This is a genomic window from Xenorhabdus littoralis (assembly GCF_033949345.1).
GTDB classification, from domain to species: Bacteria; Pseudomonadota; Gammaproteobacteria; order Enterobacterales; family Enterobacteriaceae; genus Xenorhabdus; species Xenorhabdus littoralis.
In genome coordinates, this window is record NZ_VCDP01000006.1 from 1 (window position 1) to 17,505 (window position 17,505).

The window sequence follows — 17,505 nt, forward strand, 5'->3', positions numbered from 1 at the left end:
CTGGCTAAAGCCATAAATAATAAAGTGCTGGTAAACACCCAGCACTTTTTCCTAAATAAAATAAAAAAATTATAGATAGCATTAACTCTCCAATCCATCCACATAAATTAAAAAAATATGAAAAAATCAACTATTCTTAGAATTGCCAGACCTACAGATAACCTGACTAAAATTGCAGAAATGTATTGTAAAGGATTAAATTTTATCATTCTTGGTGACTTTAAAGATCATGATAATTTTGATGGTATTATGTTAGGGCATCCTGATCATTCGTGGCATCTGGAGTTCACTCATCATCAAAATACGCATGTTGGTAAAGCACCAACAAAAGACAATTTATTAGCATTTTATATTGAAGATGAATCTGAGTGGAAACAACAGATAAAATCAATGCAAGAAGCAGAGTTTACTCTCGTTCCATCTTATAATCCCTATTGGGATAAGAACGGAAAAACATTCGAAGATATTGATGGCTATCGTGTTGTATTACAGCAAACAAAATCGGAAATTTAATTATTTATAGTTAAAGTTGACCCAATAAATAATTTTTTCCATAGTATATTAATTTAATTAGGCTATTGGTGAAATCAATGTAAACCAAGTGGTTATTTAATATCACTTATAGTCTAAATAAAATAATTCATAAATTTAGTAAATTGTCTATACCAAAATACATTATTATCAATAGAACCGTGTATTCTATAATAAGAACGTTTGCTGCTCAGACTCTCTTCGAAGACGCAAATCTGGTAACTCACGACCATCAGCACGATCCCATTTCAAAAACTCTCCTGCTGCACCTTTATAATTTCTTAAATTCAATTTTTTCAACAAAGTTGAGTGCATAAAATTACCAATCCCTAAATTAAAAATAAACGAGCATAAGGCATCAAACTGTCCTTGTGTTAACGGGACTTTCACTAATCTTTGGATAGCATCATAAATAGGAATAAGATCTTGGTGTAAAAATGCCTCTGCTTGTTGTGCGGTAATAACTTGTCCAGATTTCACGCCTCTGGTATGACCATATCCGATTGTCCACGGTTCCGCTCCTGTGGCAGGATCAGGGTAAGCTTTCAATCTCAGCCCCTCATAACTCTTAATCTTATTGATACCATTTTCACTGATTACCATTCATTCTCTCCGCAACGACACATGAGTATCAGGTTAAAATTTGCCGAAAAAACAGTCTAAGAATAAAGTATAGCCAAATAAAAAATCAGTGAAGTCACTTTAACCCCTGAGTGATGTAATCCCAACTAAAAATACAAAGCAATATTTTATTAAAAAATCAAATAATTACATAAAATTGCAGATTTTTTTTAATTTTTAAAAATTTATTTTAGCAAATACCTTGACTCTTTTTGTTTTGAGCATAAAATTCCCCTTAGAATTTAGATTTCCGTGAAGTAAGTCACAATTTACAACCCTAAAGGAAACAATCATGAAATCTGTAAAATCTTTCCTCTCAAACGTACATTGCGTTGTTATCCGGTTGTCAGCAACTCGCTTTATGTAAGCATGATGCCAGCACAGAGATGAGTCAGTTCAAAACGAACTGGCTTTTTTATCAGCAGTGCCAAGTGATGTGATTATTTTTTCTATTACTCCCGTGATGTTAAATTCTGACTCTGTTATCTGCGTTCACTCACCTTAGTGACATATACCCATCGTCTTTCAAATTGCAACTTTGTTGGCGATACTCTTAGGAATTCGTCCTCTTGTTGTCGCACTGCATCTTGAAATCCATTGGGTATAGCTACAAGCTTTCAGCAATTATCTGAATATCTGGAGATATCATATGAATTCAGTGGACTTTCGTGGTCTAAAGTTAAAATCAGAATTAGGAATACTTGAGATTATCTTACATCTTATTATCTGGTTTCTGATTATATTTCTTACTCTAGGGCTGGGCGCCTTTGTGTTTCCTTACTATATGACTCGTTTTATCATTAGTAAAACACATGTCATTGACAGGGATAGTGGGAAAACTATCGGCAAACTATATTGTGAGATTAGTTTTTCCCAAATAATTGGTTACGTTATCCTTTGGGCTATTCTCTCTTTTATTACATTCGGACTATTATATTTTGTTTTCCTTTACAAAATTACCGCCCATTGCATTAACCATACGCATGTAATCTCTGCATAAAACCAGATTTAATCTATAATCACAGGCATAATTTTATGCCTGTGATTTCAAAATGATCGTCAATAATTAAACCAGTTAAAAAATGAGTCGTTAAATAAAGAAAATAACGAGCATAATTAATGGAAAATTAGAAACGATAGCCGATACCCAGAACCCAAGTACCAAGTTTGACTGATTTTAGTTTCGCATATGAATATGAGGCATCAATAGCCCAATTTGGGGTGGGATTAAATTGTAAACCTGCGCCATAAGATAGCGATGTTTTTTTCAAACTCTGATCTTCTGCAAAAGAAAAACCCGCCTTACTATGAATCGCACCAATCATCCCATATGCACTGATATAATCATTAAAACGGTATGTTGGACCAGCCATCAGAGATGTATTTTTCCATCTGAATTTTGAGGTTGAACCAAAGAAGTCATATTCATGTACATATTGAGTATAAGTTAATGAGCCGATAACACCAAATCGTTCATTAAACTCATAGCGATACTTCAGATTTAATCCATACTGCTTTGCATCTATCTTCATATCATTATGATAGATTTCAATTCCACCCTTTGCTGAAGCATTGCTCTGAGCATATCCCAAAGAAATCGTACTTTTACCACTATTGCTGGCGTTAGCACTAAAAGTTAATATAGATAATCCCGCTGCAATAGCGGTCGTCAATAATGTTTTTTTCATAAAAATATTCTCTTTAATTACACTTTATTTATTTGAACCGTCAGGAAAACTCACGAAATATACAAAAGTCATATTAATAACTCAACCACAGAGAAAAAATAAAACCATATCACATGATGATTTGATTTTAAAAAAACACAATAATTACAAATGATTATATAAACTTCAAATATAGTCTAACATTACACATCACACAAAAAAATGGAAATAATATATATTTATCAATATGTTAATAAACACTAAGCGTCATTCTTTATTTTAAGATACATCCTAAAACAAAAATAGTTAAATATATAATTAGATGACATTTAGACTCCAATAAACAATCTCCATGAATAAAGTAAGTATCATAATACAAAAAAATAAATGAATTGATTAATCATTGTTGTATTCACATAATAAGCTACCGTCTTGATGGTCAAGTTCTAATAGCATAGTTTTCAACATTGCTTGACACAACATTCAAAAACCAATATATAGGCTAATCTGATATTAGGTTTTTTATTTTTAAAATAAGGAGCTATTTAATTATTAGTTAATAATATCGGATATAAAAAACAATATATTTATGGGGAATCATTACTCCCCATACACTTAATGATTAGATGGATATACTGTATCAAGAAAGTATAACCCGCTATTCTTGAATAACTTTCAATTCATCATAAGAAATCATGACGTGCTCTTTAAATGCGGGTCTTTCAGTTAATCTATCATAATACTTAATGATTTCAGGATGCTTTGTACGATTTATTTTCATATCAAAATACCGATAAAGTATATGTCCAAACTGTATATCAGCCAGAGTAAAACAATCACCCGCAATAAAATCATGTTGTTTGAGTTGTATTTCAGCAATATCTAACATATTACTTAATTTGTGGATTGCCTTCGCTATATCATCCTGATTTTGAAATTGTGGAGCAGTACGAACTACCCGCCAAAATATCGGAGCAGTAAAATTAAGCGCAATGTTTATTTTAGACCATTCTGCCCATTTATCGATATTTGTACGTGCTTCAAGATCCTCTGGCCAAAAAGGTGATTTTGCATATCGATTAGCAAGATAACGTAGGATAGCCCCTGTTTCCCAAATTGGAGTACCATCACCATCCTTGATAACCGGAACAGTTCCATTCGGGTTCATGGACAAAAATTCTGCTGTATCATTACCACCATATTTATGTCCAATATCATAACGAGTGAAAGGTAGCCCTAATTCACCAATACACCACATCAATGCCTGAACATTGGATGAAGTTTTTCTTCCCCACACAGTGATCACAAGATCCTCCTTTAACAGTGAAACTATACCCGATAGTCATAAGAAAAATTTAATATTTTGTAATATATTATACTTCCCGGATTGTGGTTTTATTTCCTATACCACAATCCGATAAATTAAATATCTCTTTGATTAAAAATAAAAATAATTATTTACTATCAAAATATTTTTCAACTAAGGCGTATAAAATAGCAATCGTTTCTATATCTGGTATCCCATCATAGTATGTTTGACGGAAGTGCATTTGAAAGGCCTTGATTAATAATCGAAAGTTTTCATCTTCCTCTGCACCTGAAACGTCATACCCGTAATGTTTGAATTTTTCTAAAATCTCAATGCGGGCAGGTAGACCATGCTCAAATCGTTCGGTATATTTTTTCTTCGTTTCTTCTTCATACCATGCTCCAACGCCTGCATCATATAACTCTTTCCACGGAAAAGCCGGGCCTGGATCTGTTTTTCTTTGCCAAGCAATATCTGAATGTCCCACGATATGGGTCGGCGTAATATCTGGATAACGTTGTAAAATACTAACGGCTAATTCTTTGACTGCGGCAATTTGATCAGGATGATAAGGAGGAAAAGTGAGGACACCATCGTCGTCACTCGCCTCATTCACAATCTCAATACCGATAGATGTATCATTTAATCCCTTTCGTCCTGCCCAACTACTGGCTCCGGCATGCCAGGCTCTTTCCAGCTCATCCACTAAGCTAATTATGTGAATTTCATCAAATCCCGCAGCTTGATAAGTCGGATCATCTGGATTTGGGACTAAATAATGAGCACTGACAAAATCACCAGTCAGAGCCTGAATAGATTTTTCAAAATTCAATGCAGTATAGTGCATGACTAAAAAGCGTGAACGCCTGTTAAAACTCTTGATTGAGCGATATGAATTATAATCAACCTTATACATCATTATTCTCCTTAATCGGTCTTGCTGTGTAACGAGGTTAATATCAAATTACTGCAAATAGACTCTAATTTCCTGCGTTTTTCATCTTATGGGATAGATTGATACGAAAGAATAGGTGAAATTGGGAGTAGAATACGAATAGAATTATTTATGACCATTCAAAAATGATAACCTGCACCAACATTAAAACTGTTGATATGATAATTTTCATTTTCAGGTTTAATCTGAGTTTCTTCATAACCTATATAAAAAGCAAGGTTTTCAAACGGACTAATTAAAGCTCCTGTTCCCCATGTTAAGGCCATGTTTTTATCTTTATAAGTAGATTTATCAAGATAAAAATCTTTTTTAAACTCATGATCCCACTTAAGACGAGCAATACCTATAACGCCATACAGGCTGAAATAATGATTAACTTGATAGCTTGGGCCTGCTAATAGTGAGTCGTATTGAGCGGGCGTTTTAGCTGTATCCATAAACGGTTGGTAACTATTGTTCTCATTATTATAACCCCTTATTTTTTCTCCTTTTAACCAAGAAAATGATCCAATAATTCCCCAGTCAGGACTAATCTCATAGCGATGATTAAAATTTACACCGCTTAAATTTGCTTCATCGACTTGACTATAAACATATCCCATTGCTGCTGTTTGTCCTCCAACAGCATAAACTTGTGTTGTCAGCAGTATTAAAGAAACAGACATAGCAATAAGGGATTTGTTCATTTATTACTACCTCTTTGTTTGAGATTATGATTGAGATGAACAATTTAAATATAGCTCATTTAGCTTAATACGATAGAAATCAAATCAGAAGTGGTAACAAATGGAGGCTAGCTTTTAGCAAAATAAAAAAGCAACAGAGAAGAAAAAGGCTATATATCCTATGGATTTCGAATTACAGCGCAACGGCAAGGAGGCGAATCCCTCTGGGAGCAAGCATAATCATCATTCAGCGGTGGGAATAAGATTAACAATTTGCCCACCCTGATTATCGATAAACAACGTTAACTCAGGGAGAGCTTAAGTCTCGATCTCAATATCCGTAAGGGGATGGCAGCTACAAGGTAAAATTTCCCCTTCATTAACAAATGCCAATGGCTTACAAGTATAACCCACCTTCCCTTTTACCAAACGGACACGACAAGAACCGCAATATCCCTGCCGACATTGGTATTCAAGCTGTATTTTAGCGTGTTCCAGAGCTTCCAGCAGATTGTCGTGGAAACCAGAAGAGTAATGAATATATAAACCCTGCCTTGACGGCAGGGTAACTTTATAATCAGCCATATCAGAGTTCGAAACCGCTGAGATCCTCAGTATTGACTTCCGAATCAATCTGACCAACCAAGTAAGAACTGACTTCGACTTCCTGTGGAGCCACCTGAACATTATCAGAAACCAGCCACGCGTTGATCCATGGGATTGGATTAGAGCGAGTTTCAAACGGTAACTTCAAGCCAACTGCCTGCATGCGAATATTGGTAATATATTCAATATATTGGCACAGAATATCTTTATTCAGACCAATCATGGAGCCATCTTTAAATAGATAGTCAGCCCACTCTTTTTCCTGCTCTGCTGCCTGAACAAACAGATCGTAACACTGCTGTTCACACTCTTTGGCAATTTCTGCCATTTCAGGATCATCCTGACCCGAGCGCAGCAGGTTCAGCATATGTTGAGTTCCCGTCAGATGCAGGGCTTCATCACGAGCAATCAGTTTGATGATTTTTGCGTTACCTTCCATCAATTCACGTTCAGCAAAGGCAAATGAGCATGCAAAGCTGACGTAAAAACGAATCGCTTCCAAAGCGTTAACGCTCATCAAGCACAGGTAAAGTTGTTTTTTCAATGCTCGCAGGTCAACAATGACTGTTTTGCCTGCAACATCATGGGTTCCTTCACCCAGCAGATGATAGTAGTTAGTCATTTCGATCAGATCGTCGTAATACGCGGAAATATCTTTCGCGCGTTTTAAAATCTGTTCGTTTTCCACAATATCGTCAAATACAATGGAAGGATCATTGACGATATTACGGATAATGTGCGTGTAAGAACGCGAGTGAATCGTCTCTGAGAACGACCACGTTTCAACCCATGTTTCCAGTTCTGGAATGGATATCAGCGGCAGGAAAGCCACATTCGGGCTACGGCCCTGTATGGAATCCAGCAGCGTCTGATATTTCAGGTTGCTGATGAAAATGTGTTTTTCATGATCCGGCAACGCATTGTAATTGATGCGATCACGGGAAACATCCACTTCTTCTGGACGCCAGAAGAAGGAGAGTTGTTTTTCAATCAGCTTCTCAAAAATAGGATATTTCTGCTGATCGAAACGCGCTACGTTAACAGACTGGCCGAAAAACATCGGCTCCTGTAGCTGGTCATTTTTTACTTGCGAAAAAGTGGTATAGAACATAGCTTCCTCAAATTAAATCTTACACGCGCCGCCTTCACAATCGGAATCAGCAGATTCAACGACTTCTTCCAGATCACCCTGCACATCGTCTGCTCCATCACGGGTGTTATGGTAATACAATGTTTTCACACCATATTTGTAAGCGAGCAGTAAATCTTTCAGCAACTGGTTCATCGGAACTTTGCCATTAGGGAAACGTGCCGGATCATAGTTGGTATTGGCAGAAATCGACTGATCGATGAATTTCTGCATGATCCCCACCAACTGTAGGTAACCATCGTTGCCCGGCATTTGCCACAGCAGTTCATAAGCCCCTTTCAGAAGATCGTAATCCGGTACAACTTGACGCAGAATACCGTCTTTTGATGCCTTAACACTGATATAACCACGTGGTGGTTCAATGCCATTGGTCGCATTGGAGATCTGCGAGGAAGTCTCTGATGGCATCAATGCAGACAATGTTGAGTTACGCAGGCCATGTTCTTGAATGTCACGGCGCAGCGCTTCCCAATCCATATGCAGTGGTTCACTGGTCAGTGTATCCAGTGTCTTTTTGTAAGTATCAATCGGCAGGATGCCTTGTGAATAAGTGGTTTCACTAAACCACGGACAAGCACCTTTCTCTTTCGCCAGTGCATTTGACGCTTTCAGCAGGTAATACTGGATAGCTTCAAATGTTTTGTGAGTCAGATTATTAGCGCTACTATCAGAATAACGCACGCCGTTTTTCGCCAGATAATAAGCGAAGTTAATGACACCAATGCCCAGAGTACGACGTCCCATTGAGCCTTGTTTCGCGGCGATAATTGGATAATCTTGATAATCTAACAAAGCATCCAGAGCGCGAACCGCCAATTCTGCCAGCCCTTCCAATTCAGACAGATTTTCGATGGCTCCCAAGTTGAAAGCAGACAGCGTACACAATGCAATTTCGCCGTTTTCATCGTTAATATTGTTCATTGGTTTAGTTGGCAGGGCAATTTCTAAACACAGATTCGATTGGCGAACAGGAGCAATAGCCGGATCAAACGGGCTATGAGTGTTACAGTGGTCAACGTTCTGGAGGTAAATACGACCCGTTGAAGCACGTTCCTGCATCATCAGTGAGAACAATTCAACCGCTTTAATACGTTCTTTACGGATATTGCTGTCATTTTCATACTGAGTATACAGACGCTCAAATTCATTCTGATCCGCAAAGAATGCATCATACAGTCCCGGAACATCTGATGGGCTGAACAAAGAAATATCTTCCCCTTTGATCAAGCGCTCATACATCAATTTGTTGACTTGTACACCATAGTCCATGTGACGAACGCGGTTGCCTTCAACGCCACGGTTGTTTTTCAGTACCAGCAGGCTTTCTACTTCCAAATGCCACAGCGGATAGAACAATGTTGCTGCCCCACCACGAACGCCACCCTGAGAACAGGATTTAACCGCTGTCTGAAAGTGTTTGTAGAATGGGATACAGCCCGTGTGGAACGCTTCACCACCACGGATTGGGCTACCCAATGCACGAATTCGACCCGCGTTGACGCCAATACCGGCACGCTGGGAAACATATTTTACAATCGCACTGGATGTTGCATTGATAGAATCCAAGCTATCGCCGCATTCAATCAGAACGCAAGAACTGAATTGGCGAGTTGGTGTGCGAACCCCCGCCATGATTGGCGTTGGCAGCGAAATTTTAAAGGTGGAAACCGCATCATAGAAACGACGGATGTAACCCAAGCGCGTCTCTTTTGGATAAGAAGAAAACAGGCACGCAGCAACCAGAATGTAGAGAAACTGGGCACTTTCATAGATTTCACCAGTAACACGGTTTTGTACCAGATATTTCCCTTCCAGCTGTTTAACCGCTGCATAGGAGAAATCCATATCACGCAGATGGCTAATAAAACTGTCCATTTGCTCGAATTCTTCTTTGGTATAGTCTTCCAGCAAATGTTTGTCATATTTACCCAAATCAACCATGCGAACAATATGGTCATATAACGCAGGTGGCTCAAACTGACCGTAAGCTTTTTTACGCAGATTAAAGATAGCCAGACGTGCTGCAAGATACTGATAATCAGGCGCATCGCCGGAGATCAAATCAGCCGCAGCTTTGATCATGGTTTCATGGATATCGGATGTTTTGATGCCATCATAAAATTGAATCTGGGAACGCAGCTCTACTTGTGACACTGAGACATTTTTCAGACCTTCGGCAGCCCAGGTGACAACCCGGTGAATTTTATCAAGATCAATTTGTTCTTTATGTCCATCACGTTTGGTAACTAGCAGACTCTGGTTCATGGGGAAATACACCTTCTCTTTTTTCGTATCTCACCTATATGACCTTGCTTGACCTTTTGACAGCACGACACACCAAAATGGCTAAGAACCAATTGGGAACTTCGTTAATATTCGCTACTTTCGCTACGATATTTTCGCTACTGCGTCGTTACTACAGAATGACAAGAAACACAACATATAGGGGGTAATTAAAACGGTAATAACAAGATAATGTTAAATTCACGTTTTATCAAGTGTACAAAATCGAGAAGTTTTGTGGATAACTTGAGGATTAATTTTGCCAAAGAGCCGATAACCTGCGTAGTTACTTGATGTTACTTTCATGAGGCTATCGGCGAAATGGGAGAAATAAAATATTAAAAATAATATCTAGTTGCCGCTTTATTAATCCCTTAGATACGACTTTCAGACCGATTTAGTATGCAGCATATAGTTCACGTCTACATTGTGTCCAAGTCGGAATTTATCGGTCAGCGGGTTGTAATGTAAACCAATGATATGTTGATCTTTCAGAGAAGTCCTATCAATCCAATCGATCAATTCAGAAGGTCGGATAAATTTTTTCGCGTCATGCGTTCCTTTAGGTACCATATTCAAGATGTATTCAGCACCAACAACCGCCATCAACCAAGCTTTACGGTTACGATTAATCGTTGAAAAGAAAACATGGCCGCCGGGTTTTACCAATCTGGCACAGGCACGGACCACAGATTCAGGATCCGGAACATGTTCGAGCATTTCCATGCATGTCACAACATCATAAGCATGTTGATGCTGATCGGCGTGACTTTCTACCGTTTCCTGCACATAAGACACAGAGATACCGGATTCAAGTGCATGCAAACGAGCAACTTGCAGGGGTTCAAAACCCATATCCAGTCCTGTCACTTCCGCACCTTCACGCGCCATGCTTTCTGACAGAATGCCACCTCCGCACCCGACATCCAGCACTTTTTTGCCAAAAAGACCATCAGCATGTTGCAGGATATAATTCAGACGCAATGGGTTAATGCGGTGCAGTGGCTTGAATTCTCCGTCAAGATCCCACCAGCGGGAAGCAACGGCTTCAAATTTTTCGATTTCTTGTTGATCCACATTGGCATAGGAAGGAATGTGTGAATCGGGAGTTTTGACGTTCATCAGTAATATCGCTCCTAGGAACTGCTTCACAGAAAACTGGTTCACAGAAAACTGGTTCACAGAAAATGTAACAGTATTATGGGGATGTGTGATAGAAAACTATTATACATGCCTTAATCTTGAAATACCCGCATCAGGTTTTTATAAAACTGTCAATTTGTGGTATAATTCTAAGCCTTTGAATTCGGAGTATGAGGGACAGTGGCTCCATGAGCGACATTGCCAGAGAAATCACACCGGTCAATATCGAAGAAGAGCTGAAAAGCTCGTATCTGGATTATGCGATGTCCGTTATTGTTGGACGCGCACTGCCAGATGTTCGGGATGGACTGAAGCCAGTACACCGCCGCGTACTTTTCGCAATGAATGTATTGGGAAATGATTGGAATAAATCCTATAAGAAATCTGCCCGCGTTGTTGGGGATGTGATCGGTAAATATCATCCACACGGTGACAGCGCTGTTTATGACACGATTGTTCGTCTGGCACAACCATTCTCCATGCGTTACATGTTGGTTGACGGTCAAGGGAACTTTGGGTCAGTAGATGGCGATTCTGCGGCAGCGATGCGTTATACCGAAGTACGCATGGCGAAAATTGCCCATGAATTGCTGGCAGACTTGGAAAAGGAAACTGTCGACTTTGTGCCTAACTATGATGGCACAGAGCAAATCCCTGAGGTAATGCCAACCCGTATCCCCAATCTGCTGGTGAATGGTTCATCAGGGATCGCGGTGGGTATGGCAACCAACATTCCTCCTCACAACTTATCTGAGGTAATTGACGGCTGTCTGGCTTATATTGATGATGAGAACATCAGTATTGAAGGCCTGATGGAATATATTCCCGGTCCTGATTTTCCTACGGCTGCCATCATCAATGGGCGTCGTGGCATTCAGGAAGCCTACCGTACTGGCCGCGGTAAAATTTATATTCGTGCCCGCGCAGAAGTTGAAACTGACGGAAAAACTGGTCGTGAAACCATTATCGTCAGTGAAATCCCCTATCAGGTCAACAAAGCCAGACTGATCGAAAAAATGGCTGAATTGGTCAAAGAAAAGCGCATTGAAGGAATTAGTGCTCTGCGGGATGAATCTGATAAAGACGGGATGCGCATTGTTATCGAAGTAAAACGCGATGCTGTCGGTGAAATTGTCCTGAATAACCTGTATTCACTGACCCAGCTACAGGTTTCATTCGGTTTCAACATGGTTGCCCTGCATCAGGGACAACCAAAGTTACTTAACCTGAAAGATATTCTTTCTGCATTTGTGTGCCATCGCCGCGAAGTTGTTACACGCCGGACAATCTTTGAACTGCGTAAAGCTCGCGAACGCGCCCATCTCCTTGAAGCACTGGCCATTGCGCTGGCTAATATTGATCCTGTCATAGAATTGATCCGCCGCGCTTCCACCCCCGCTGAAGCTAAAGCCAGCCTGATTGCCCAACCGTGGGAACTGGGTAATGTCGCCACCATGTTGGAACAAGCAGGTGACAATGCAGCTCGTCCTGAGTGGCTGGAACCAGAGTACGGTATCCATGATGGTAAATATTACCTGACTGAACAGCAGGCACAGGCGATTTTGGATCTGCGTCTGCAAAAACTGACCGGTCTGGAGCATGAAAAACTGCTCGAGGAATATCGTGGGCTGCTGAAAGTCATTGCTGAGCTGATGTTCATCCTGGAAAACCCAGAACGCTTGATGGAAGTCATTCGTGAAGAGTTACAGGCTATCAAAGAGCAATATAATGATGCTCGTCGGACTGAACTGACTGAAAATTCTGCAGACATCAATATTGAAGACCTGATTACTCAGGAAGATGTTGTGGTGACACTATCCCATCAGGGATATGTTAAATATCAGCCACTGTCCGACTACGAGGCTCAGCGTCGTGGCGGCAAAGGCAAGTCAGCTGCGCGTACCAAGGAAGAAGACTTCATTGAGCGCCTGCTGGTGGCCAATACCCACGATACCATTCTCTGCTTCTCAAATAAGGGCAAGATGTACTGGATGAAAGTATATCAATTGCCGGAAGCGAGCCGTGGTGCCCGTGGTCGTCCGATTGTCAACCTGTTGCCATTGGATCAGAACGAACGCATTACAGCCATTTTACCTGTGCGTGAATATGAAGATGGATTGAATATCTTCATGGCAACAGCAAGTGGTATCGTCAAGAAAACCAAACTCAGTGAGTTCAGCCGCCCGCGCAGTGCCGGTATCATCGCAGTCAACCTGAATGATGGAGATGAACTGATCGGTGTTCACCTGACCGATGGCAGCAATGAAGTCATGCTATTTTCCGCACAGGGTAAAGTCGTCCGCTTCCTTGAAGAAGAGGAAGAAACACTGGAAGATGGCACTGTTCGCGTGAAAGGTGTCCGTGCCATGGGACGTACCGCAACAGGTGTTCGTGGTATCAAACTCGGCGAAGGCGATAAAGTTGTTTCCCTGATCATTCCTCGTGGCGAAGGAGAAATCCTGACAGTTACCGAAAATGGTTATGGTAAACGTACTGCCGAGAGTGAATACCCGAGAAAATCCCGTGCAACCCAAGGTGTTATTTCCATCAAAGTCAGCGAACGTAACGGTAAAGTTATCGGTGCGATTCAAGTAGAAACAACTGATCAGATCATGATGATTACTGATGCAGGAACATTGGTAAGAACCCGTGTTTCTGAGGTCAGTGTTGTCGGTCGTAATACGCAAGGTGTCACTCTGATACGTACAGCGGAAGATGAAAAAGTTGTTGGCTTGCAGCGAGTAGCTGAACCTGATGATGATGATGAAGAAGATGACAATACAGTAGTACCTTCTGATGAAGGTCATAACGAATCAGAAAATCAAGTGTAATTCATTTACCTTAATTCTAATTCTACTGTATATCCATCAATAAAACAGGCACTCCGGTGCCTGTTTTTTTTGCACAGATTTTTGACAACAAATTGGCAATAAACAAATGCTACTTTGTATTCCCTGCTACACTAGTATATGCTGTGAACAGTTATTATTAATCATGTTTTTCATCAGGCGATCTCTTGAGATATCTATCCTCTTTCCGAACGTCATTAAAGATATCCCGTTACCTTTTTCGGGTGCTTGGTTTTATGCTATGGGCACTCGGCGCCTTATTAACCATTTTTTATCTGTCTAATCTTTTTAATGAAGTCAAATCAGATATTCGTCAAGAATATAATACTAACTATGATTCAACATTTTCTTATATGCGGCATATGACTACTACCCTTCGGGATATTCAATATATAGCCGAGAAAAATTTATCACAAAAGAATGAAAAAGATCTAACAATTACCCAGCCATATAATAACTCCGTTTTCTCATACATGCCCCTGAATGCAAGTTCCGAGTGTGATCTTTTACGTCAAAGTACACATAGTAATTTAGATTCACTGAATCAATTGATTTCATTTTGGCAAAATAATATTGCAGCAATAGGTGAAGTAAATCAGATCTTTTTCATTGGAACACAGAGCATGTGTATGGCAAATTTTTCTTCACGTAACAACATAGTAGAATCTAACGCGCAAAAGAAAACGTTCTATGAAAATACCCGCAAACTGCTTAACATAAAAGATCAGGGAAGAGGACGGATTATCTTTTGGGTCTTACCTAACTCGAAAGCTGATGGAGGTAATATTTATGCCATTGCACCAATTTATACTAATGGGCAAATGACCGGGGTAATCGGAATAGAACAATCTCTCCGATTAGATACCTTTCTGCAAAAAAAAAATATGCCTGTTACAGTCATGTTGCTAAACGAATTAAATCAACTGGAATTGCAATACCCGGCAAAAATTAATGGCAAGTACCCCTCTATAAATCTCAACACACAATCAAGTTACTTTGGTTACGATGAGGATTTTACCTCCCTGTCATTAGTACGGCGTTTAGCACCTTCTACATTGTATATTGTCTATTCATTACCACTGAAGTATATTTACGATGAACTTCAAATCAAAGCAATTAACAGTGCTATATTGAATATTATTTCTGCGGTTTTTATTATCTTTTTTGTCTGGTTATTTGAACGTAAAATGTTTTCTCCAGCTGAAGATAACGCCATCCAACTAGAAGAACATGAACAGTTCAATCATAAAATTGTTGCTTCTGCTCCCGTGGGGATCAGTATCTTAAGAGTCAGTGACGGTGTTAATATCCTAAGTAATGAGCTGGCCCATAATTATATTCGTATGCTGACGTATGAAGATCAAAAACGCATCATTGATATCATTTGTGATAAGACCAGCAGCTACATTGATGTTGTGACCAGCAATAATAATCATCTGCAAATCAGCTTCGTACACTCACGCTATCGTAATGAAGAAGTCGCGATCTGTGTACTCATCGATGTCAGTACCCGTGTAAAAATGGAAAAATCACTGCAGGAAATGGCTTCAGCCGCAGAACAGGCTAACCAGGCAAAGTCTATGTTCCTTGCTACCGTCAGTCATGAATTAAGAACACCATTATATGGCATTATTGGTAATCTGGAGCTCATGCAATCTCATTCATTGCCGTCAGAATCTGTGCGATTACTGACAACAATGAATAATTCATCAGCACTGTTGCTGAAAATCATTAGCGATATTCTCGACTTTTCTAAAATAGAATCCAATCAGCTGAAAGTAGAATCCAAAGATTTCAATTGCAGCGAAATAATATCGCATGTGATTTCAAACTACCTTCCGCTCATTGCAAAAAAAGGATTGTATTTATACTGCTATATTGGGTCAGATGTTCCCGATATCATTCGCAATGATCCCGTTAGATTACAACAAATCATCTCTAATCTACTGAATAACGCAATCAAATTCACAGCCTCTGGCTGCGTTATCATTGAAATTACAACAAGACATGGCTACCTGTATATTAGCATTAAAGATACGGGGCTTGGGATCGAAGATAAATTGCAATTTCAATTATTCGAACCGTTCTTCCAAATCAGCGCTAATAAAAAGAGCTCTTCACAAGGTACAGGGTTAGGATTGGCTATCTGTGAAAAACTCATCAACTTGATGGATGGTGATATTGAATTCGTCTCACAGAAATATGTTGGCAGTATATTTTCCATTCGTCTTCCTTTGTATGGCGTAAAATTTCATACTGAACATTCCCCAACATATCGTTCTCAACAAAAGATTTTTTTGGTTATTTGTAATAATTTTCTGGAAGAATATTTACATAATTTCCTTTCACATAAACATTTTCAAGTCGTCCTATATAATGAAGAAGAAATAGACGGTACAGAAATAGTCATCAAAGACCAATCTGATCAACTAAATATTCCGGTACGTTATTCCATCGAAATATCAGAAAAGCATATTGGCCCGCCAGAAGAAATTCAAGAAAACTATTGGTTATATAATACCTATGAGCTGAATGAACTGGGTAGTCTATTGGATAACCTGCTATCAGGGCATAATCTCATCCCCTCCGTGCCTGTTGCAACTAAAGCCGCAAAAACTGATGATCGCCTGAGTACAGTAAAAGTACTCGTCGTTGATGATCACCCCATTAATCGCCATTTGTTGGTTGATCAATTAAATTCTATAGGATTCAGGACATCTATGGTGAATGATGGCTTTGATGCCATAGAACATCTGAAAAATAATCCAACTGATATTATTCTGACAGATGTTAATATGCCTAATATGGATGGGTACGAACTGACTCAATACCTGAGAAATAAAGGTTATACCAAACCCATTATCGGTATTACTGCTAATGCACTGGCGGAAGAAAAGCAACGTTGCACTATTGTAGGAATGGATAACTGTTTATCAAAACCAGTATCGTTGGCAATATTAAAAGACGTATTGATAAAATATTATGATGCCAAAAAGCAAACTCATTGATATGACAAATAATAGAAAATCGGTAACATCTTCTACCGATTTTCTATTAAGGAAGATCCCCATTGATTATTTTCCAATATCTTTGGAGATGCTGACAGAAGATAAATAATTAAGCAAAGCAATGTCGTTATCAACACCCAATTTTAACATCGCTGATTTCTTCTGACTACTGATGGTCTTAATACTGCGATTAAGCTTCTTGGCAATATCAGTAACAAGAAGCCCTTCTGCAAATAAACGCAAGACTTCACTCTCTTTCGGAGATAATCTTTTATCCCCATAACCATTGGCATTCACTTTTTCCAGCAGTTTAGAAACACTTTCAGGCGTAAATTGTTTACCCTTCTGCAAAGCAGAAAGTGCTTTAGGCAAATCAGTTGGTGCCCCTTGTTTTAACACTATTCCCTCAATATCAAGCTCAAGTATAGCGCTTAAAATAGCCGGATTGTTGTTCATCGTAAGAACAATAACTGCCAATGCAGGGTAATGACGCTTAATATATTTTATCAGAGTGATTCCATCACCGTATTTGTCCCCTGGCATTGACAAATCTGTTATAAGAACATCTGCTTCTATATGTGGCAAACTATTAATGAGCGTCGTTGAATTTTCAAATTCACCAACCACATTAATCCACTCAATTTGTTCAAGTGACTTGCGGATGCCAAACAAAACGATGGGATGGTCATCGGCAATAATGACATTAAGGTTATTCATA

The 17,505-nt window shown here is 39.3% G+C and carries 14 protein-coding genes; 4 read left to right on the forward strand and 10 right to left on the reverse strand.

Features of this window, described 5'->3' with window-relative positions; genetic code table 11:
* Nucleotides 1-117: 117 nt before the first annotated feature.
* Nucleotides 118-513 carry a VOC family protein gene (locus tag FE394_RS02380; RefSeq protein ID WP_319924809.1) on the forward strand — a complete coding sequence of 132 codons (396 nt, stop codon included), beginning with the start codon at nt 118-120 and terminating at the stop codon, nt 511-513.
* A 186-nt stretch (nt 514-699) separates the two neighbouring features.
* On the opposite strand, the gene FE394_RS02385 is transcribed toward FE394_RS02380, so the two are convergent.
* Nucleotides 700-1,134, reverse strand: coding sequence for a lysozyme (locus FE394_RS02385; RefSeq protein WP_319924810.1), 435 nt, complete (start codon nt 1,132-1,134; stop codon nt 700-702).
* Nucleotides 1,135-1,801: 667 nt separating this feature from the next.
* On the opposite strand from FE394_RS02385, the gene FE394_RS19835 reads away from it, so the two are divergent.
* Complete coding sequence (locus FE394_RS19835; RefSeq protein ID WP_419836291.1) at nt 1,802-2,152, forward strand: DUF6693 family protein; 351 nt, start codon at nt 1,802-1,804, stop codon at nt 2,150-2,152.
* A gap of 127 nt (nt 2,153-2,279) precedes the next feature.
* Here FE394_RS19835 and FE394_RS02390 read toward each other — a convergent pair whose 3' ends face one another.
* The 8 genes from FE394_RS02390 to ubiG all read right to left on the reverse strand — a co-directional run bounded on the left by FE394_RS02390 (nt 2,280) and on the right by ubiG (nt 10,909).
* Nucleotides 2,280-2,840: an Ail/Lom family outer membrane beta-barrel protein gene (locus FE394_RS02390; protein ID WP_319924811.1), complete on the reverse strand. Its 561-nt coding sequence runs from the start codon at nt 2,838-2,840 to the stop codon at nt 2,280-2,282.
* A 637-nt stretch (nt 2,841-3,477) separates the two neighbouring features.
* Nucleotides 3,478-4,125, reverse strand: a complete 648-nt coding sequence (locus FE394_RS02395) for a glutathione S-transferase family protein (RefSeq protein ID WP_319924812.1) — start codon at nt 4,123-4,125, stop codon at nt 3,478-3,480.
* Between the two features lie 148 nt (nt 4,126-4,273).
* On the reverse strand, nt 4,274-5,044 hold the full coding sequence (locus FE394_RS02400) for an N-acetylmuramoyl-L-alanine amidase (protein WP_319924887.1): 771 nt from the start codon (nt 5,042-5,044) through the stop codon (nt 4,274-4,276).
* 158 nt (nt 5,045-5,202) lie between these two features.
* Complete coding sequence (locus tag FE394_RS02405; protein WP_319924813.1) at nt 5,203-5,769, reverse strand: Ail/Lom family outer membrane beta-barrel protein; 567 nt, start codon at nt 5,767-5,769, stop codon at nt 5,203-5,205.
* A gap of 297 nt (nt 5,770-6,066) precedes the next feature.
* A complete protein-coding gene (gene yfaE / locus FE394_RS02410) occupies nt 6,067-6,333 on the reverse strand; it encodes a class I ribonucleotide reductase maintenance protein YfaE (protein ID WP_319924814.1) in 267 nt (88 codons plus the stop codon).
* Nucleotide 6,334: 1 nt separating this feature from the next.
* Complete coding sequence (gene nrdB, locus FE394_RS02415; RefSeq protein WP_319924815.1) at nt 6,335-7,465, reverse strand: class Ia ribonucleoside-diphosphate reductase subunit beta; 1,131 nt, start codon at nt 7,463-7,465, stop codon at nt 6,335-6,337.
* Between the two features lie 12 nt (nt 7,466-7,477).
* Nucleotides 7,478-9,769: a class 1a ribonucleoside-diphosphate reductase subunit alpha gene (gene nrdA / locus FE394_RS02420; protein ID WP_319924816.1), complete on the reverse strand. Its 2,292-nt coding sequence runs from the start codon at nt 9,767-9,769 to the stop codon at nt 7,478-7,480.
* 405 nt (nt 9,770-10,174) lie between these two features.
* Entirely contained in the window at nt 10,175-10,909 is a 735-nt protein-coding gene (gene ubiG / locus FE394_RS02425; protein WP_319924817.1) for a bifunctional 2-polyprenyl-6-hydroxyphenol methylase/3-demethylubiquinol 3-O-methyltransferase UbiG, read from the reverse strand.
* 209 nt (nt 10,910-11,118) lie between these two features.
* Between ubiG and gyrA the strand changes: the two genes are divergently transcribed.
* Nucleotides 11,119-13,761, forward strand: coding sequence for a DNA topoisomerase (ATP-hydrolyzing) subunit A (gene gyrA / locus FE394_RS02430; protein WP_319924888.1), 2,643 nt, complete (start codon nt 11,119-11,121; stop codon nt 13,759-13,761).
* Between the two features lie 185 nt (nt 13,762-13,946).
* On the forward strand, nt 13,947-16,787 hold the full coding sequence (gene rcsC, locus FE394_RS02435) for a two-component system sensor histidine kinase RcsC (RefSeq protein ID WP_319924818.1): 2,841 nt from the start codon (nt 13,947-13,949) through the stop codon (nt 16,785-16,787).
* A 66-nt stretch (nt 16,788-16,853) separates the two neighbouring features.
* Here the strand turns inward: rcsC and rcsB are convergent, their stop codons facing one another.
* A complete protein-coding gene (gene rcsB, locus FE394_RS02440; RefSeq protein ID WP_319924819.1) occupies nt 16,854-17,504 on the reverse strand; it encodes a response regulator transcription factor RcsB in 651 nt (216 codons plus the stop codon).
* Nucleotide 17,505: the final 1 nt, after the last annotated feature.